This window comes from Mesoplasma tabanidae, from assembly GCF_002804025.1.
Taxonomy (GTDB): domain Bacteria; phylum Bacillota_I; class Bacilli_A; order Mycoplasmatales; family Mycoplasmataceae; genus Mesoplasma; species Mesoplasma tabanidae.
Window position 1 is genome coordinate 480,146 of sequence record NZ_CP024969.1, and the last position, 19,464, is coordinate 499,609.

At 25.6% G+C, this 19,464-nt stretch carries 17 protein-coding genes, 5 tRNA genes and 1 pseudogene; 8 read left to right on the forward strand and 15 right to left on the reverse strand.

Features of this window, described 5'->3' with window-relative positions:
* Positions 1–14 precede the first annotated feature (14 nt).
* The 4 genes from mtnN to MTABA_RS02150 are packed head-to-tail and all read right to left on the reverse strand — an operon-like array spanning position 15 to position 2,899.
* The gene (gene mtnN, locus MTABA_RS02135) at positions 15–665 is read right to left on the reverse strand and encodes a 5'-methylthioadenosine/S-adenosylhomocysteine nucleosidase (protein WP_100679552.1); all 651 of its coding nucleotides are present in this window, start codon (positions 663–665) and stop codon (positions 15–17) included.
* Positions 665–1,774, reverse strand: coding sequence for a nicotinate-nucleotide adenylyltransferase (locus MTABA_RS02140; protein WP_100679553.1), 1,110 nt, complete (start codon positions 1,772–1,774; stop codon positions 665–667). The genes mtnN and MTABA_RS02140 overlap by 1 nt, the downstream gene beginning before the upstream one ends.
* Positions 1,764–2,306, reverse strand: a complete 543-nt coding sequence (locus MTABA_RS02145; RefSeq protein ID WP_167373358.1) for a tRNA (cytidine(34)-2'-O)-methyltransferase — start codon at positions 2,304–2,306, stop codon at positions 1,764–1,766. The genes MTABA_RS02140 and MTABA_RS02145 overlap by 11 nt, the downstream gene beginning before the upstream one ends.
* Positions 2,303–2,899, reverse strand: a complete 597-nt coding sequence (locus tag MTABA_RS02150; RefSeq protein ID WP_100679555.1) for a non-canonical purine NTP pyrophosphatase — start codon at positions 2,897–2,899, stop codon at positions 2,303–2,305. The genes MTABA_RS02145 and MTABA_RS02150 overlap by 4 nt, the downstream gene beginning before the upstream one ends.
* Before the next feature lie 62 nt (positions 2,900–2,961).
* Here MTABA_RS02150 and MTABA_RS02155 point away from each other — a divergent pair, with 62 nt between their 5' ends.
* Positions 2,962–3,723 (forward strand): phosphotransferase family protein, encoded by a 762-nt coding sequence (locus MTABA_RS02155; RefSeq protein ID WP_100679556.1) that lies wholly within the window; start codon positions 2,962–2,964, stop codon positions 3,721–3,723.
* 24 nt (positions 3,724–3,747) lie between these two features.
* Here the strand turns inward: MTABA_RS02155 and MTABA_RS02160 are convergent, their stop codons facing one another.
* Both MTABA_RS02160 and MTABA_RS02165 read right to left on the reverse strand, forming a co-directional pair.
* Positions 3,748–4,875 (reverse strand): AEC family transporter, encoded by a 1,128-nt coding sequence (locus MTABA_RS02160; RefSeq protein WP_100679557.1) that lies wholly within the window; start codon positions 4,873–4,875, stop codon positions 3,748–3,750.
* 36 nt (positions 4,876–4,911) lie between these two features.
* A complete protein-coding gene (locus MTABA_RS02165; protein WP_100679558.1) occupies positions 4,912–5,433 on the reverse strand; it encodes a methylated-DNA--[protein]-cysteine S-methyltransferase in 522 nt (173 codons plus the stop codon).
* A gap of 436 nt (positions 5,434–5,869) precedes the next feature.
* Between MTABA_RS02165 and MTABA_RS02170 the strand changes: the two genes are divergently transcribed.
* The 5 genes from MTABA_RS02170 (at position 5,870) to MTABA_RS02190 (ending at position 13,537) form a co-directional block, all read left to right on the forward strand.
* Entirely contained in the window at positions 5,870–6,568 is a 699-nt protein-coding gene (locus MTABA_RS02170; protein WP_100679559.1) for a lipoprotein, read from the forward strand.
* Positions 6,569–6,818: 250 nt separating this feature from the next.
* Positions 6,819–8,126 carry a hypothetical protein gene (locus tag MTABA_RS02175; RefSeq protein WP_100679560.1) on the forward strand — a complete coding sequence of 436 codons (1,308 nt, stop codon included), beginning with the start codon at positions 6,819–6,821 and terminating at the stop codon, positions 8,124–8,126.
* A gap of 1 nt (position 8,127) precedes the next feature.
* A complete protein-coding gene (locus MTABA_RS02180; RefSeq protein ID WP_100679561.1) occupies positions 8,128–9,711 on the forward strand; it encodes a hypothetical protein in 1,584 nt (527 codons plus the stop codon).
* Between the two features lie 4 nt (positions 9,712–9,715).
* Positions 9,716–10,987 (forward strand): HU family DNA-binding protein, encoded by a 1,272-nt coding sequence (locus MTABA_RS02185; RefSeq protein WP_100679562.1) that lies wholly within the window; start codon positions 9,716–9,718, stop codon positions 10,985–10,987.
* Between the two features lie 3 nt (positions 10,988–10,990).
* Complete coding sequence (locus MTABA_RS02190; RefSeq protein WP_100679563.1) at positions 10,991–13,537, forward strand: SSURE domain-containing protein; 2,547 nt, start codon at positions 10,991–10,993, stop codon at positions 13,535–13,537.
* A 143-nt stretch (positions 13,538–13,680) separates the two neighbouring features.
* Here MTABA_RS02190 and MTABA_RS03850 read toward each other — a convergent pair whose 3' ends face one another.
* Positions 13,681–13,845 (reverse strand): hypothetical protein, encoded by a 165-nt coding sequence (locus MTABA_RS03850; protein WP_157799983.1) that lies wholly within the window; start codon positions 13,843–13,845, stop codon positions 13,681–13,683.
* A gap of 445 nt (positions 13,846–14,290) precedes the next feature.
* Here MTABA_RS03850 and MTABA_RS02195 point away from each other — a divergent pair.
* Positions 14,291–15,286 (forward strand): annotated as a pseudogene (locus MTABA_RS02195) (IS30 family transposase).
* Here MTABA_RS02195 and MTABA_RS02200 read toward each other — a convergent pair.
* Both MTABA_RS02200 and rpmG read right to left on the reverse strand, forming a co-directional pair.
* Complete coding sequence (locus MTABA_RS02200) at positions 15,275–16,348, reverse strand: aminopeptidase P family protein (RefSeq protein WP_100679565.1); 1,074 nt, start codon at positions 16,346–16,348, stop codon at positions 15,275–15,277. The pseudogene MTABA_RS02195 and the gene MTABA_RS02200 overlap by 12 nt on opposite strands.
* A gap of 62 nt (positions 16,349–16,410) precedes the next feature.
* Positions 16,411–16,554, reverse strand: coding sequence for a 50S ribosomal protein L33 (rpmG, locus tag MTABA_RS02205; protein ID WP_011183279.1), 144 nt, complete (start codon positions 16,552–16,554; stop codon positions 16,411–16,413).
* A gap of 183 nt (positions 16,555–16,737) precedes the next feature.
* Here rpmG and MTABA_RS02210 point away from each other — a divergent pair, with 183 nt between their 5' ends.
* Positions 16,738–17,790 (forward strand): lipoprotein, encoded by a 1,053-nt coding sequence (locus MTABA_RS02210; RefSeq protein ID WP_100679566.1) that lies wholly within the window; start codon positions 16,738–16,740, stop codon positions 17,788–17,790.
* 78 nt (positions 17,791–17,868) lie between these two features.
* Here MTABA_RS02210 and MTABA_RS02215 read toward each other — a convergent pair.
* The 6 genes from MTABA_RS02215 to MTABA_RS02240 all read right to left on the reverse strand — a co-directional run bounded on the left by MTABA_RS02215 (position 17,869) and on the right by MTABA_RS02240 (position 19,464).
* Positions 17,869–17,957: transfer RNA gene (locus tag MTABA_RS02215), tRNA-Leu, on the reverse strand.
* 7 nt (positions 17,958–17,964) lie between these two features.
* Positions 17,965–18,040, reverse strand: a tRNA-Lys gene (locus MTABA_RS02220).
* A gap of 5 nt (positions 18,041–18,045) precedes the next feature.
* Positions 18,046–18,120 (reverse strand) — tRNA-Gln (locus MTABA_RS02225).
* A gap of 5 nt (positions 18,121–18,125) precedes the next feature.
* Positions 18,126–18,209: transfer RNA gene (locus MTABA_RS02230), tRNA-Tyr, on the reverse strand.
* Between the two features lie 7 nt (positions 18,210–18,216).
* Positions 18,217–18,292, reverse strand: a tRNA-Thr gene (locus MTABA_RS02235).
* A gap of 116 nt (positions 18,293–18,408) precedes the next feature.
* Positions 18,409–19,464: a lysophospholipid acyltransferase family protein gene (locus MTABA_RS02240; RefSeq protein ID WP_100679567.1), complete on the reverse strand. Its 1,056-nt coding sequence runs from the start codon at positions 19,462–19,464 to the stop codon at positions 18,409–18,411.

Sequence of the window (19,464 nt, forward strand, 5' to 3'; positions counted from 1 at the left end):
GTTCTATAGTATTATTATAATATTTTTTTAAGTATTTCCAAAATTTCTTTTCCTGCTATTTTAATAAAATCATTAAATTGAATATTGTTGGCATCATTTTTTCCAATTACATCACTTACTATTTTAATTACACTAAACTCTTTATTAAATAAAAATGCTGTTTGAGCATAAGCAAAACATTCCATATCTAAAATACTAATTTCATCATCTATTTTTTTAACAAATAAATCAACTTGATCAACTGAGTGAATAAATATATCAGATGACGCAATATTTTTAATTTTTACATAATCAATTCTATTAATTACTTTCTCTTTATTTGTTTCATAATATTTAGGCATTCTAGGAACTTGACCATAAGCATAACCAAAAGCTGTTGCGTCAGCAACACTATTATAAACTTTATCAACAAGTATAATATCACCTTGTTTTAAAGTGTCATCACAAGCACCACTAGTACCTATATTAATTATTGAATTAATTTCATATTTAGTTAAAATATACGCTAATTGCACTGCTGAATTGATTAATCCAACACCTGTAATGCAAAACATGATTTCTTCATTTTTATAAATAATGAATTTTTCATCTTCAATTTTATTTAAATTATAAAAATCAATTGAATCTTGTAGTTCTTCATGCATTGCTCCAATTATTAATTTCATTACTTATCTCCTTTTACATAAAAATTATATGTTTTTAATAGCTTATCTCCAATAGCTTCAATTCCATGAGTTTTAATTGCTGCTTCATACTGATTAACTAATAACTTAATAAATCCTAATTTTAAATCTTTAAAACATTCTTCGCGATAATATTCAACATCTTCATAATCACGTTCTGCACTAATTTTATCAGCACAAAAAACAATCATATCCAAAGTTGACATTTTTTCACAACCAACTGTATGGTTATAAACTGCACTAATAATTTCTTCATCTTTAATTAATCAGTCATTTTTTAGATGAAATGCTCCAGTGTATGAGTGTCAAACTGGTTTTGGTTCAGCAAGCAATGATTTTTCATACTTAGTTAAATACGAAATTTGTTTTTCTTCAGATCATCTTTTAGTAATGTCATGTAATGTTCCTGCAACTTTTGCCTTTTGTTCATCAATATTGTTTAATTTAGCTAATTTAGCAGCCATTTGTCCTACATTTAAACAGTGTAGGTATCTTTGTTCATCCATGAATGGTTTCATTCTGGTATCAAGGTATAACAAATTATAGTTAATATAATCATTAATTTTTGGAGTTAATAATTTTAAATCTTCAAGTTCTCTTATTTTTGTTGAACTTAAATAATTATTTTCAAAATGATAAATCGGTAAATTATATTTTTTTGCAATTTCTTTTTTGTAAATATCACTTCTTTCAAAAACAATGAAGTTTACTAAATTAATTAACTCATCAAAATTATTTCATTCTTCTAAACGGTTTAAATTATCAGATCCTATTACAAAAGAAAAATCATAATTAGAGTACATCTTTTTAAAATGCAAAACAGTTTCATAAGTTGTTGTAACTCTTTGATTATTCATTTCAAATTTATCAATTTTAATATAACTTTCATTTTCAAAAATTAAGTTAAGTAGGTTTAATCTTTCATTATTAGATGTTTTGGTTGAAGATTTAAACGGATTTAAAAAAGTCGGTATAATTCAAACTTCTTCAAAACCAAGTTTTTCATGGCACGCTTTGGCCATATTATAATGGTCAGTATGAACAGGATCAAAACTGCCACCAAAAAGTGCTATTTTTTTATTATTTTTCATCTTTTCATCTTTCACTCATAATATAGTCTTTGCCTTTTTGCACTTCAGTTTTACTTAAAGTAGGATAATCTCATTGTCTTAAAATTTCATAAGTTACTATCCCAACAGTATTAGCAACGTTAATACTTCTTGTTTGAGAAGACATTGGCAATCTAAAAGTATTTTCGTAATTATCTTTAATAATTTGTTTTGGTATTCCTGTTGATTCTTTACCAAACATTACAAAAACTGGTTTTTCATAAGAGTTAAAATCAAAATCACTATGTGGTTTTTCACCATATCTTGAAATACAAAATAAATCAATACTTTGGTTTTTTTCACAAAAATCTTCTCAATCATCATATAGTTTATATTCAACTAAATCAAAAGTTCCAGCACTAGCACGGTTTAATTCTTCTTTTTTAAATATAAAACCTAATGGTTCAATAATATGTAATTTTGCATTAGTAGCAACGCATGTTCTAATAATAGCAGCAACATTCTGAGCTATTTCAGGTTCATATAAAACTATGTTAACTTGTCTCTCCATTATTTAATTTCCTTTTCAATTATTTTCTTAATATCATTTAAAGCATATGCTCTTGCTGAACAATTTATCTTTTCTTCTTCACTTATTTCAGCACAATAAACATTAAATGGTTCTGGTTTAAAAATATAATCATAGCCAAATGTATGATCTGACACTTTTAATTCATTTCCCATGACACCTTTTGTTATACCTAAAGCTTCAAAACTTTCATTTTGATTATAATTACAAATTACGATTGCAGTTTGCATGCTCATGTTTTTGTTATTTAAATGCTTTGTTTTATTTATTATCATTTTACAAATCTCTTTAAAATCAGTTATTGGATATGCTCATCTTCTTGAATAAACACCAGGAAAACCGTTTAATGCTTCAAAAAAATAACCAGTATCATCAGCAATAGCTCAACCATTAATATACTTTGAAAGAGCCTCAGCTTTAATTCTCGCGTTTTCTAATAATGTTTCACCATCTTCTTCTGGCTCAACATATTCTGGTAAGTCTTTAACACTTTTAATTTCATAATCAGGTAGTAATAACTTAAATTCTTTAATTTTACCCTCATTATTAGTAGCTATTCATAATTCTTTTTTATTCATGACTGCCTTTCTGAGATAATTTGATAATATATATTATATATTTTAGAGGTTTAGGTATAAAAATGAAAGCAGTTCACGGTTTAAGTAATAAAATAAGTGTTAATGAAAATAATTTAATCAAAGAATCATATCCTTATGTTAATAAATATCTTGATAGAATTAATGAAATAAAGGTTTATGAGCAATTATCTAATATGAAAAATGATTTTATAATAATTCCTTACAAATGGGAATTCAAGAATAATAAAATGATTTCTGTAACTAATTTTTATCAAAGTGCTATAACTCTTCATGATACTGATATTTGCGTTAATAAAATGAAATCAATCATAAAAATAATTAGCAAAATACATAATTTGGAATTACTTGATGTTAAAACTTTTAATCCTAAAGAATTTTCAGAATTCTTTATCAAAAATACAAAAAAATGTTTATTTGACTTATATTTTATAAAGAATAAAGTAGATTTGATTATAACTAATTATTGATCAGATAATTCTAAACCCGTTTTTTCTCATAACGATTTAGTTAAGGGCAATTTTATTAACTTTAAAAAAGGGTGAAAAGTGATTGATTTTGAATATGGTATGTACAATCATTATTTATTTGATTATGCAAGTTTTGTCAGCGAATCATTAAACAAGAAAAGATGAAATGTTTTTTTAAACTTATTGAATTTGTCTTCAAGTGAATTAAACAAAATTAATGATTTAATCTTGTTTCAGAATTACTTATGAATTTATTGAGCAAGCTATATGTTTGAACAAACAAATGAGCAAGTATTTATAGATATAGCAAAAGAAAAATTTGAAAATTTAAAGTAAAAAGTGAACTGAAAAAATTCACTTTTAGCTAAATAATTGTGTTGCTCCTATTGCTGATGCAACAAGTATTCAAAGTGGAATAGTTATAATACTTGTTAGAATTGTTAATGTTCCTACATGAGATGCTATTTTAGGTTCCTTATTATAAATAATTGCATAACCAACAATTGTATTAGCGGTTGGGGATGCAATTATAGCTACACATAGCACAAAAGCTAACGAGCTTATTCAATTACCTGTAATGCCTTTTAGAATTAAACTAAAAATAAGAAACAATATGACACATATTATAGGGGTTATAACATTTTTAATAAAAGTTGTTCATCAAACTAATGATGATTTTAATGCTTCTTTAATCTGACTTTTTGCTAAAACAGCTCCCATTGAAAATCAAGCTAGAGGGCTTGCTAATGGGGCTAATATATTTAGTATTTGACTTAAACCGGGTATGAATTTATCTATTCTACTTATTGAATAATATTCATCATTTATATGTATTATTTTAACTCCTGGTATTAATTGAAATAATCATAAAAAAATACCTACAAACGTTGCAATAATAACTGGGTTTTTAAAAACTTTTATAAAACTTAGAAATGATTTTGGTTCTTTTTTATTTAATAAACTATTTTCTATTTCATTTTTATTAAATCGTTTCTTCTTCATTATATTATCTGCAGCAGAATACATAAAAATTCAAAAACCAATTAGAAATAATGATGAATACAAATCAATTGTTTTTTGTTGATCTGGTGAAATTGCTTTTACGATCATAACACCAAAATAAACTGCTGATGAAAATGCTATACTCATTCCTAAAGCGTCTTGTAATGCTTTTGTTTTACCTATAAAAAAGTATTTTGAACCAAAAGTCAAACTTGTATAAAATATTATACCTATAACAGCAATAAAAATAGATTCCCAAATATCTTCAGTATTTATATCAATTAAAAAGCTTTTAAGTGCTAACGCTGGCAATGCAGCATAAAGAATTATTTTAACTACAACTTTTTCTCAATCTGAAAATATTAATTTTTTTCTTTGAAAAATAAAACCTATAAAAATAATAAAAGATGCAGCTATTAAAATGCTTCAAAAATTAAAATTTGATAATACATCAGTCATTGCTTTAAGTGAACTACTATAAATCATTATTTTCTCCAAAACTATATTTACATTAATTATAAACTATTTATTTTTTTGATTTTCTAGTGCTAGTAATTTTTGCTTTTTTTCAATTCCGCAACTATAACCGCCCAAACCTTTATTTGTATTTATTATTCTATGACACGGTATTAATACTACAATCTTATTTTTTGCATTTGCATTTGCTACTGCTCTTGAAGCTTTATCATTACCGATTCTTGTAGCTAATTCCTTATATGAAATTGTTTTTCCATAAGGAATTTTTAATAATTCACTTCATACTAGTTTTTGAAATTTAGTTCCTCTCATTAAAAAGGGAGTTTCAAATTCCTTTAATTCACCTTTAAAATACAATTTAATTTCTTTATCTATTTTTTTAGAAATTTTAGTTATTTTTTCTTCAACTTTACAATTAAATTCATTCTCTAAAGTTAATATTTCTTCATTTAAATTTTTTTTATCAGCAAATTCAAGTAAAAATAATTTTTTTTCATCTGAAATAACAATCATTTGTCCTAAATCAGTATCAATATGTTGTTTAAATATTTTTGTTCTTTGTTGCATAAAGTTTTTTCCTTAAAAATGAATTTTATATTGTTTAAAAAGTAAAATACTTACTATAAAAAATTAAATTAATGGCATCAAGCCTTCTCTTTTCATAATAACACTATTATCTTTTACAGTATTATAACATTAAAATTTAAGTTAACATATTTGAATAACTCAATAAAACATACATTATTTTTGTTCTTTTAATAAGTATTTTTGCAATTTTCAAGAACTTTATAAAATAATAATTTATAAGTATTTTAATTTTTACATAGCTATATTTCTTTAGAAATTTTTTGATTCATTTTAGAACATTTGATTTTACCGATACTGAATATAATTATAAGTCTTTTTAGTTTTAATTAGTGTTTTTATTTAAAAAAGATTACTTAAAATCAATGATAAAATTTTGATAAGTTAGTTATGAGACTAACGAAAAAAGGAGCAAGAAATGAAAAAGTTATTATCAATTTTTAGTGTATTTGGGTTAACTGCGTCATCAGCACCAACTATTATGCATATTAATACATCAAGTGAAAATGCATCAATTAACAATGAAGAAATAAGAACTTTAGGTTCAGATGATATTCTTTATAATGAAAAAGCATTATCAAGTGAACGCGTTGCATATAAATTCAACAACTCGTACAATAATGAATTATTCTTTCATGAAACAACAGCAACAGGGAGACCTGATTGGACATATAGAACATATATTATTAAAACAAACACTCCAAAAAGTGAAGGCAAATGAATTGAATCAGTGGCCGTTAATAACGTTTATGGATCAAATAAAAAAGAAAGTGAAATTGTTTGAGGCGGTGATCGTTACTATCCAACTTCAGCTTTTGCAAGAACAAATTATATTAATACAAATAGAATCAATACAGGTTTTCCAAGTATGCCACCAGAATATATTAAAGCTTATTCAAATAAGTTAGCTTCATATTCATGAAGTTCTGGACTAGCAGTGCTTGATTATGAAGAATGAAGTGGAATTACAGAATATGATGATCCTTACTCAAATAACTTTGCTTTTATGTGAATTGTAGGATCGTGAATTAATCCTAAATGATCATTTTCTAATGGTAAGGCATGAACAAATTTAGGAAGAGAAATCGTCTTAGACATTAAATATAATAGTTTCTAAATCATATTTATTAACACAAAATAAAACGAAGAATTTTCTTCGTTTTTTTTCGTTTTTTAATCAAAAAAATCAAGTTATTTTCTTATATGCTTGACAAAAAAAAAAAAAAAATAGTATTAGAAGTAACACTATTGTAGGTATATGTTTAATTTAATAAGTGAATTTTATTAACAGATATCTAAAAGTGGCAGCTAATAGTTATTTTTTAATATTAGCAAAAAAAGATCAAACAAAAAGGAGGATAACAAAATTGAATGAAAATATTTTTAATAATAAAAAACAAAAAACATCATTAATAATTATCCTATTGTTTTTCATATGTTTATTTTTAGGGTTAATTTTTTGGGTAAATCAATTAAATGATACGCACAAATATTTCATAGATTTTGTTAAAACTGAGCAAAAAGTTAAACAATATACAAATGATAATACATTTACAAGTATCGATAATTATCAAAGAGAGATTAATCAACTTGAGCTTGAAGGTGTTGAACTGTTTGCAAGTTTAAAAGATAACCAATCTATGTTAATTAATTCTCATACTAGTCAACAATATGAAATCAACATTCAAGTAAATTTTAAACTAAAATACAAATATTTTTGAATTCAAACAGAGCTAAATAACGAACAACAAAAAGAAACTTATTTGCTAAGTATCGATAATAGAAAAATAATTAATAAACAAGATTTAGAACAATTTACAAGAAAACAATTAAGTTTTAAAGAATATGCTTTTACAAGTGATATACAAATTGATTTAGAAAAAATCGCTAAGCAATTTATTCCAACTAAAGACGCTATAAATCTAAATCTAGTTAATCCAGAAAAAGAAATAAATGAATATATTGATGTAAGAGCTAGTTTGAACAATGAGCTTTATAAATGAAATGATGGAAATGATGATGAGTATATAATGAAAGATATAAAAATTAAGAAAGACTTTTCAATTTTAATTGATGAGCAAAATGTGAATCAAGCATTAAGCAAAATAATTCAACAGATTAATTATTCAAGTATGCTATCAATTGATCAAGTAATTAATGAAACTTTTGTTGCTTATAATGCACAAGCTATTAATGACAACAATATAAAAGGAAGCTATATTATAAAAACAACACAAAAGTTAAAAACAAACTCTTCAAAAAATAAAAAAGAATTTTACTCATTAGAGTTTGAAATAGGTTTAGATAGTAGATACAAATGAATTTCAACAAGAACAAACGAAACTAAAAAATTTATTTTTACTGACGACATTTATATTATTAACAACAAAATTTTGCTGGTTAATGAAATTAAAAAAATAAAAATAAATTTTGAACAGCAGAAGTTCACCACTTATGATGAGTTAAATACTGAACTTGAAAGATTGAACAAAGAAAATGATCAATATCAGCTTAAAATAACTGATTTTGATTTAAGCAAACCACTTGAAAATGACATGATAATTCAAATTAACATAAATTTAATTAATGATCACTATTGATTATTAGACGATAACAGCATAATTAATGACGACATTATTTTAAAGCTAATCGTTAACAAAACAAAGGAGAAATAAAATGAAAAAATTATTAGGACTAATAACTGCAATATCATTAATATCAACATCAACTACATCATTTTATTCAATTAACACAAATAACAAAAAAGAAAATGTTATTTTGCCTGAAGAAAAGCCAAATGAACAAGGTGAAAATGATGTTAATAACACAAAATTAATTGCCAATGATGTTATTAACAAAATTCATAGTTCAGCTCAAAAAAGAACTTTTAAGTCATTTAGTGAAGCTCAAAATGAAATTTTAAACAATAAAACAAAAGGAACTACAATTTCATTTGAAAACACTCTTTTAAGTGAAGGCACAATTAAAAATGGAATGTTTAATATAAACATTAAACTTGCTTTAGAAGAAAATTTTTCATGAGATAACACTAGTTTAGAAAATGAATTAACAATTTCAACAGTAATTAGTGTCGATGAAAGAACAGAAATTGATGATAGTCAAATTTCAAGTTTATTTACACCGCTTAGTGAAACAATCCCAGCAACAGAAGAGAAAGTTGAACATCAAAGATATTATAAAACTATAAATAATGCAATCAAAACTATTTTAAAAACTCAATACAATGATGGTGAAATTTTAAATGTTAATATTAAAGATGAATCAATAGCCCATGAAGTATTTATTAATCAAGAAGTAACGTTTTTAGTTGAAATTATTTTAAATGAAGAAAATAAATGAAATCATTCTAATCAAAAAGAATTAAGTACAAAACAATTTGAAGTTACTTTGAAAATTGATCAAAGACAAGAAATTAAAGTTGGAGATATTCAACAAGATATAATGGCTAAAATACCACTTAATGAATATAATCAACGTAAGTTTTATTCTGAAAAAGAAGCATTAGACGCGATTAATAACTATAGTGACATATCTAGCTTAGAAGTTATAAAGGATAAAAAAATTTCACTTCAAGTTGAAAGCGATTCATCAATTTTAACAAATGACCCAGTCTATAAAAAAGAATACAAAATCAAAGCAACCATTAATGATGAAAAATACAAGTGAAGTGATGAAACAATCGAAAGCAAAACTATAAATTTAGAAACTATTATTGATATAAGAACTGAAATTAAACAAGCTGATGTTGAAAAAAAACTATCTGATGCATTAGTTAATAAAAAATTTAACACAGAAGCAGATCTAGTAAATCAAGTATTACAAATTGAAACAATTGATGGTTCTATGATTACAAATGTTGCAGTTACTCAAGTTAATGATGATGCAAAAGTAACTATACAAGTTATCTTGGATGCACAGCATCGATGAGATGATAAGGACGACAATAATTTACCTAAATCATTTCAAATTGATTCAAAAATTATTGATACAAGATTAAGTTTAAGTAATGTTCACAAAGTTTTAAAAACAAAGTTTAATGAACAAAAATTTAAAAGCACTGATGAAGTAAAGAAATTTATTGAAGAAATTGAAATTGATGGATTGCTTATTAAAGAAGTAAGTATCACCGGAAACGAAACTGAAGGATGAATAATTATTTTAGAATTAACACCAAATGAAGATTATACTTGAACAGATGGAACAAACAAACCAACAAAAGTAACACTTCTAGGAAATTAAAATAATGAAAAGAAAATTAAATACATTAAAGAATTATAATAAGCATCTGTGAATAAAAAAATACTTTAGACTTTGAATTAGTAAATCTAAATATAATAAAGTTTATAAGAAAGACATAATCAATGCACTTGATATTAAGCATCAAGAAATAAGTAAAATAAAAATTACAAATGTTGTTAATAGAACTCTTGAAAGTATCCAAAATGAACTTTTTAATCAACAAATAATAACTATTCGAGATTTTGGTAGTTTAAAAGTTGTAAAAAACAAAAAGCAATTAAGAATAGTTAAATTTACTCCTAGTAAAACTTTGAAAGAAAAAATGCAAGCAACAGAATGAACAGGCAAATATTGACAGCTAAAGAAAATAAAAAGAAAAAAGAAATGATTAATTTTACTTTTATTATTGCTTGCTTGTTTATTGTCAATAACTGCTACAACAATAACAATTATTACTGTAACAGGTCAAACAACACAAAGAATTAAAAAAATAAGTTTTAATGAGCAACGTTTATTTATTCAGAATCTTGTTAAAGACAAAATCTATGATAGTTTTAATGATTTTGAAAAAGATGTTAAAGAAAATGCAAATAAGCAAGTTTTAGTAACTATTGAAAAAACTTCAACAAGAGAAAAAAGTGCGTTCTCAAAAATTGAAACACGAATTAAATTGGTTCCTAACGAAGGACATGAATGAGATGAAAATAAAGATGATCTAGAGCGTAGTTTTGAACAGCAGGTTTTAATTAAGAACAATAAAATTGTTAAAAAACAAGAAGTTGAAACACGACTAAATCAAATTTTAAATCTTTCATTTAATAATGAAAGTGACCTAATTGCAAAAGTTAATAAAGAATTTGCAGATTTTGAAAATATAATTTTTAAATCGGCTTTTCTTGACCAAAATCAGCAAGAAGAAAATAATTATATTTTTATTTTTGGAATAGAGAACGATTATGTTTGAGATGATCAAACACAAGATGATATTGAAATATCAAAGCAAGTTAATTTATCTAATAAAATTGTTAGTTTAGCAAAAACAATTAAACATATTAATCAATATTTTGAAGATTATATTTTTGTATCTGAATTAGAGCTAGACACATATATTAGTGAATTTAATTATCAAATTGAAACAATTAATATAAGTAAAGATAATTTCAACATGCAAACAAGTATTTTAACGTTAAAAATTAATTTAAATAATGACTATTACTGATCAGATGAAACAAGAGAAGAAGTAATCTTACAAATAGTAATAAAAGGAAAGGAGTAATTTATGAAAAAATTATTATCAATACTAGGAATAGGAATTTTTGTTACAGGGACTTCAACAGCTTCTTATCCTATTTTAAGTTCAATTAGCCAAAATTTTAGAATTAATGAAAACATAAAGATTTTAAAAGTTAGTGAAATTAAACAAAATTTGCAAGAACAATTGAACAATACTTTTAAAAATGAAGAAGATGTTGTTAAACTAATTAAAACTAATAACATTAAAGGTATTGAATATTCTGCTCAAATGCGCCCTATTAATGATGGATTACATTTTGGACTAAGAACATTTAACATTATTGTAAAGATAACTGATTTTAGTTTATATCAATGAGAAAATAGTGATAAGCCTGATATGTTATTAACTATGACTGCATTCATTGATGAACGCATTGAAATATCAACTAATTTAATACAGCAAGAATTAAATAAACGCTATGAAAATAAAATATTTGATTCAGAAATTAAAGCACAAAGAGAAATTTTATTAAACAATGAAATTATAACTGGAGCAAATGTTATTTATGTTGAACCTACTAATGCAATTAAACCTGAAGATAGTAAAATTTATCAACAAAAATATAATGTTAAGGTTTCGTTAGACGATAAATATAAATGAGATATTCAACAACAATCAACAGAAGGTTTATACATAAAAACAAATATTGACGAAAGAAATAAAATTGACTCTGAATCTATTAAAAATGAAATCAAAGAAAAACTTAATCTTAATAATAAACATTATGAAACAATTAGTGAAGCTACAAATGAATTAAAAAATGTTGATTTCACTTTAAAAAATGATGTTGAAATAATAAATGTTAAACCCTTATCAAATATTACAAAAATAGACACTAAACAAATAAGTTTGAGCTATGATTTAAAATTAAAAGAACCTAAAAAAAATAAATGAGTTGATGAAACAGTTGATGATATAAACGCTGAAGTTTCAGTAGCTATTGATAGTAGAAATGAAGTAGATCTAAATAAAGTTAATAGCGAAATTAACACTTATATACAAGCAAAACAATTCAAATCAGTTGAAGAAGCTTTAAACTACACTAAAGAATACAAAAACCTACCAGAAGAAATCATATTTGATAGTGTAACATCAACTTCAACAACAATCTTTGGTAATGCTGATTTAACAATCAAACTAAAAATAAAAGACAGCAACAAAGCAAAATGATCAGACAACACAACCGAAACAAAAACAATCACCATCCAAGCAAAAATCGATGGAAGAAGCATTGTAGATCTAAATAAAGTTAATAGCGAAATTAACACTTATATACAAGCAAAACAATTCAAATCAGTTGAAGAAGCTTTAAACTACACTAAAGAATACAAAAACCTACCAGAAGAAATCATATTTGATAGTGTAACATCAACTTCAACAACAATCTTTGGTAATGCTGATTTAACAATCAAACTAAAAATAAAAGACAGCAACAAAGCAAAATGATCAGACAACACAACCGAAACAAAAACAATCACCATCCAAGCAAAAATCGATGGAAGAAGCATTGTAGATCTAAATAAAGTTAATAGCGAAATTAACACTTATATACAAGCAAAACAATTCAAATCAGTTGAAGAAGCTTTAAACTACACTAAAGAATACAAAAACCTACCAGAAGAAATCATATTTGATAGTGTAACATCAACTTCAACAACAATCTTTGGTAATGCTGATTTAACAATCAAACTAAAAATAAAAGACAGCAACAAAGCAAAATGATCAGACAACACAACCGAAACAAAAACAATCACCATCCAAGCAAAAATCGATGGAAGAATATCAATTAAAACTGATTTAATAGTAACTGATTTAGGTTACTTTGCTTGAAAAGAAACAGAAGCTCAACAAACTATTAAAAACAAAATTTTAGAAAAAAATGCAAATTTAAAAATTGATGAGATTGAACTTACAGAAATAACAAATAAAAGCGCAAAAGTTAATGTTAACCAAAATTCTAGCATATACTTTGTCGAATCATTAATTATAAGCTTTGAAAGAGATGTTCGTGTAGCACTAGCAACACATGTAAATAAAACAAATATTGGTCAGATACAAACCACTAGAGATAAAATCAATTTAAATTTATTAAAAGCATTAGTTATAAATAATCCAAATTTAAATACTAACGAGATTGAAATTTTAAATATAAATTATTCAGACGAAAATAACTGTAAATTTGACTTAAGCGTTAAAAAAGATTCTAAAGTTTACTTTGAAACTAAAATGGCTTTAACATTCACCCTTAAAAAAATTGATATTATTGCAAGTATAAATAGTACAAGTAAGACAATTATGATTGAAAAAGTGGAAACATTAGAAGATGCATATAATTACTTTAAAAGTGGAAAAGATCCCCAATTTAATAATCTTTATCAGTGAGATGATGTTGAAATAGTAGAGTGAGTTAATGGTTCAAGTTCATCTTATCCAGAATGATATTCAGGTTACTATGTCATAAAAGTAAAAAAAGATTCATTCTATTATAAAAATGGTGGTCAATCTAAATTGTATCTTAGAAGAAAATATTAACGAATACAAAAAATGTAGTACTAAAAAGTTTTTTCAAATACATAAAAAAACTTTTTTATTAACAAGAAATATAAATTAAAATTAGAAGTATAACACTTCTAACCGAATGCCTCGTAATTCGCGAACTGATTATAGTTCATGAATTACGAGGCATTTAAATTTGTTAAGCCTTTTCGTGTACTTTCAACTATTGTCATTATGGCTTTTGAACTATTACCAAAGCTAACAACTAAATCAATTTTAAAATGACGAATATCTTTTCTTTGATTGATGCTTCTAGGTCTATAGGTAATTGGAATAGAATTCATATTAGATATTTTTTCATTAATTTACCATTATTCAAGAATTCTTCTGTCAATGCTTTATCTGTAAATTTTTGATCTATCTCATTAATTCATCAGCTATAAAAGAAACATATTTATTTATAATTATTCATTGTAACTTACTTGAACTTTGAATGGTCAAGGATTGCTTTTTATATCAAAAAAACTGCAATTCTTATAAGATTATTTTCTCATAGAGAATAAAGCTGCATTTTTGATTGTAACATCTTTTATTCGAATTAGTTTTATTGAAGTTTAAACGTTGATTTTGTAAGCTTTTATTTTAGATGATCATTATAGTAAAACTTAAGTTATCAATTGTAATTGGAAGTGCAACACTTGTGAGAAAATATTTTCATGAGTCACTTCCTTTTTTGCATAAAAAAAGTGAATACCTCAATAACCGTTCAAAGCACAAAGGAGTATTCACATGAATAATTATAAACAACTAAATAAAAAAGATAGATATTTGATTGAATATTTATTAAATGGCTGAAAAGTATTGCTTATATTGCAAAAGAATTGAATAAAAATAGATCAACAATTTATAGAGAAATAAAAAGAAATAAAGCTAGTGAAATTTATACAGCAAAAGATGCACAATTCTCAAGAGAAATAAATAATCAAAAATCTCATTTAAATGAAACAAAAAATTATCAAAACTTTATTCAATATTTATACTCCAATTTTAGTAAAAAATATTCAAGTATTGATATTTGTGTTTTTAAAGCCAAACAATTTGGTATAAACACGCCAACAACAAAAACTGCTTACAATTGAATCAATACAAATCAGTTAAAGATTAAACCTAAACATTTGTTGAGACCTAGATTATGATGAGATAAGTCAAGTAAATACAATGAACCCTTTAAAAAAATAGCTAACTTAAATTCAATACCTATTTCGTTTAGACCTAAATGAATAAACAATCGTTCAGAGTTTGGCCACTATGAAGTTGATCTAATTGTTGGTGAAAAAAACAGTGGTTATATTTTAACTTTAGTTGAAAGATTAACTAGAAAAGCTTTTGCGATTAAATTAAAAAATAGAACAATGAAGCATACAAATGAAAAATTTTTAGAACTTATTAATAAAAAAAATATTATGCTAAAAAGTATCACAAAAGATAATGGTATGGAATTCAATTTATTACATGAAATTACTAATAAAATTAATGTCAAATTATATACGTGTAATACTTATGCTTCTTGTGAACGTGGGACAAATGAAAATTTCAATGGACTAATGAGAAGAGAATATCCAAAATCAACAAACTTTTCTAATTTAAATGATGATACGATTAACTCATTACTATCACAAATAAATAAAATGTCTCGAATAACTGCTTAGCCATAAAACTGCTAATCAATTATTCGAGACATTCGGTTATAAGTGTTGCACTTCCATTTACAATTTAAAACTTTAGTTTTACTAGTTCTCTTTTGGCTGTTGTTAGCATTCTATAACCTTCTTTTAAAACAAGAATGTCATCTTCTATTCTAACTCCACCTAAACCTGGAATATAAATACCAGGTTCAATTGTTAAAGTCATGTTTTCTTTTAAAACAGTATTACCAGCAGCTGATGCATAAGGTTCTTCATGAATTTCAACTCCATAACCATGACCTAAACCATGTGTGAAGTATCCTCCATATCCTTTTTGCTCAATGAAATCATAAACTTGCTTATGTATTTGCCCAGCATTAACACCTTCAGATACTAGACTTATCCCTATTGATTGTGCTTCATAAACTGCATTATAAATGTCTTCTAATTTAGCATCAATTTCACCAATAGCAATAGTTCTTGTTTGATCTGAACAATATCCATTGTAATAACATCCCATATCAATAGTTACAAGATCTCCAATTTCAATTTTTTTGTCAGTTGGAACAGCGTGAGGCATGCTTCCGTTGACACCAGATGCAATAATAGTATCAAATGAGATTTTTTCAGCACCTTTTACTAAAAATTCATTATCAATAAATCTTTGTAATTCTTTTTCAGTCATTCCTGGTTTTACATATTCAAGAATTGCTTCAAAAACTTCATTTGTTATATCACATGCTTTTTGTAGTTGCTCAATTTCTCATTCATCTTTAACTATTCTAATTTCTGAACAATTAATTGGAACCAAAGTTTGATCTGTAAAAATTGATGCATATTTTTCAAATTCAGCATAATGAACTCAATCAGATTCAAAACCTAATTTGTGAACATTATGTTCTTTTAAAATTTCTTTCATTTGGGTAAATAAATTACTTGAAAACTCTCTAATTTCAATTTCAGCTGGAATATTCTTTGAATTTCTTGCTGCTGTTATATATCTTCCATCAACTAATAAGTAACTTTTTGTTTTAGTTATTAATAAATAACCTAAAGATGATTTAAATCTTGAAAATCAGTATCTATTTTCAGGTGAATAAAACAAAATTGCCTCAGCTGAATTTAATTCTAATAATTGATTTACTATTTGTTGTTTTTTCATAAATACTCCTTATTTAATTTATTATTATTTTGCCATTAAATAAAAAAATAAAATAGTTAAAACTATTTTTTTTGTTTATGTAATTCGTGTTTGTTACAGTTACTGCAGAATTTTTTAACTTCTATTTTTTCTTTTTTCTTATCGTTTTTACCAATGTAATTTTCATTTTTACATTCTGTACAACGTAGAATATATTTTTCACGCATAAACGTCACCTCGCTAAACTTTTCTTGTATACATACAATATCTATTTAATAATATCAATCTTTATGATTTTTTACAAGTTAGATAGGCAATTATTTTATTATTAAATAATTAATTTGGTTATTTTTAATGTTTTATAGTAAAATATTAATAATGATTTCAATCATTTATCTTAAGGAGGAATTATGAAAAAATTAATAGCCCTTTTAGGAGCTACTACTTTGACTGCAGCATCAGCATCAGTTGTTGTTGCTTGTGGGAATACGACAGTTCCAGAATATGAAAATTTTGCAAAATTAGCTAACGCTACAAGACCAACATTAGATAAAAATGGTGAAGTACAAAAGAATGGATCAACTCTTGTTTACTATATAGGGGCTCAAGACAACCTTTCTTCTTTATCATTTGAATATGCATTGAAAGAAGCAACAGTTGTTAGTCAAAATGCAAGTTTAGACGAAGCATTTGCCAAAGTGAATGAGGCAAATGGATCAAGTAATGATTTTGCTGGAAATTTTAAAAAAATAGGTAATACTTTTGAATCTAATGATGAAAACGGTGAAGATGGTTTGAATTTAGCTCAAACTAGTGTAACTTATAATAAAAAGAAGAAATTATGATATTTTGAAAATCAAACAGATTTAATGACTTTTAGTGCAAAAGCAACTGGTGAAAAAATAGAAATGCATGGTACAACTGTTGAAACCGTTAGTGATCTTTGAACAGATAAAGCAACTAAAAAAATCTTAAATGATTGAATAAAACCTTCTGTCGCTAGAATGGTATACTCAAAAAATGGTCAAACTATATGAGACAAAACCAAAGATGCGACTAAAATTAAAACAATAAATGAAGAAATTAATTCAAGAGTTGATGCTATAAAGAGTTCAAAAGGTCCTTTATTTTTAATAATAAGAAACGGTGAATTTGTTGGTTATCTTAATGGATTTGAGGTTTACGCTAATCAAATTAAACCTGGTGATAATACATCGTTAAGATCAAAAAAATATGATTCAACAGATTTAACTCATAAATTTAATGAAAGTATTATGAATGTTGTTCATACTAAAAATGTTATGACTACTACATATGAATCAACAAATACAAGCTTTGATTTAAATAGTAAATCAAAAGGTAATTGAAAATGAGAACACTGAGATAATTGAGTTATCAGAGATTCTAAAACGTCATCAGAATCAGATTCATCATCTTATTCATACAATCTAAATAGATACTAATAGGACTTGTGATCCTATTTTTTATTTTCTTATCAACTTAAATAAAAAAACAACCCTAAGGTTGATTTTATTTATAAATGGTCCCCAAGGCCAGACTTGAACTGGCACGGGAGATAAAGCCCGGTGGATTTTAAGTCCACTGCGTCTACCGATTCCGCCACTTGGGGATGTATATGGTGACTCGCCGGAGGCTCGAACTCCGGACCCACTGGTTAAAAGCCAGTTGCTCTACCGACTGAGCTAGCGAGTCAAAGTTGGTTGGGCTAGCAGGATTCGAACCGGCGCATGAGGGAGTCAAAGTCCCTTGCCTTACCGCTTGGCTATAGCCCAATAAATGGTGGAGGGGGAGGGATTCGAACCCCCGAACCGAAAGGAAGTGGGTTACAGCCACCCGCGTTTGACCGCTTCGCTACCCCTCCATTTAAATGGTGCTGACTAAAGGACTTGAACCTTCGACCTATTGATTACTAGTCAATTGCTCTACCAACTGAGCTAAGTCAGCGATGCCTTTTTTTTGCTATCCTCTTTTAACAAGGACATTATTTATTTTATATTATTAATTTTAAATAAACAAGCAAAATTTTTAAAAAATTACATTTTTTTAAAATAAAAAAGTTGTTAATCAACAACTTTAAATATATCTTTAAATTTTTTCTTGTCTTTAGCTTTTTTAGGTTTTGATTTACCTGTTTTTTTGAAATCTTCTCTATTTTTTAAATTAATTTTGTTAATTAATTTATGATCTAATAACATTTCTTTATCAGCTCATTTTTCCATATTTTCAACGATTATTTTTCTTGTGTTTTTTGTTAAGTCTTCTGTTTTTAATGAAATATGTTTTAATGGCATAATTGGTTTACCAAAAACAACTTTAATTTCAATGTGTTTTGGTCTATCTTTACTAAATACTTGATATGAGTTAATGATTGTTATAGGGACAACTGGAGCATTAGCCATTTGAGCTACTTTTAAAGCTGCTGGTTGGAATTCTCCTACTTCTTGTGAGTGACTTCTAGTTCCTTCAGGGAATATAGCTAATGAGCGTCTAAAATCAACAACTAATTCTTTTCCTTCTTTAAAAGCTTCCAATGCACTTCTTGGATTTTTTCTGTCTAAAGGAATGCAATCCATTAAGCGAACAAATCTACCAAACTTTTTATCTTCTCATAATTCTTTTTTAGCAATAAATGCTAATGGTTGTTGTAAATAAAAGTTATTTAAAGCAACAAGAGCTACAGGGTCAAAATTTGATTGGTGGTTAGGTGCTAATATAACACCACGATCTAATCAATTTTCAATTCCTTCACATTTAACTGTTATATCAGAAACATACAAAATTCTTTTTGCAGCTTTTTTTACAAAGTTATAACAATATTCTTCTGAAAAATACCCAGGACTTTTAAGATTTTTTTTATTAATTTTCTTTGCTTTACGCATCATGTTTCACATTGGGAATCACATGTATGTCATTTTTCAAAAGTTTAATTTTAACTTTTCTTTTTTCTTTTTAGGTTTTTGTTTCTTTTTAGTTTTATTATTTTCTTTTATTTCAATAACTTCAACTGTGTCAACTTTTTTAGCAGTATTTTTTTTAACTGCTGTTTTTTTTGCTGTTGATTTTTTTGATACTGATGCTTTTGCTTCAGATTGTTTAATTTCTTTTTCTTTAGTCAT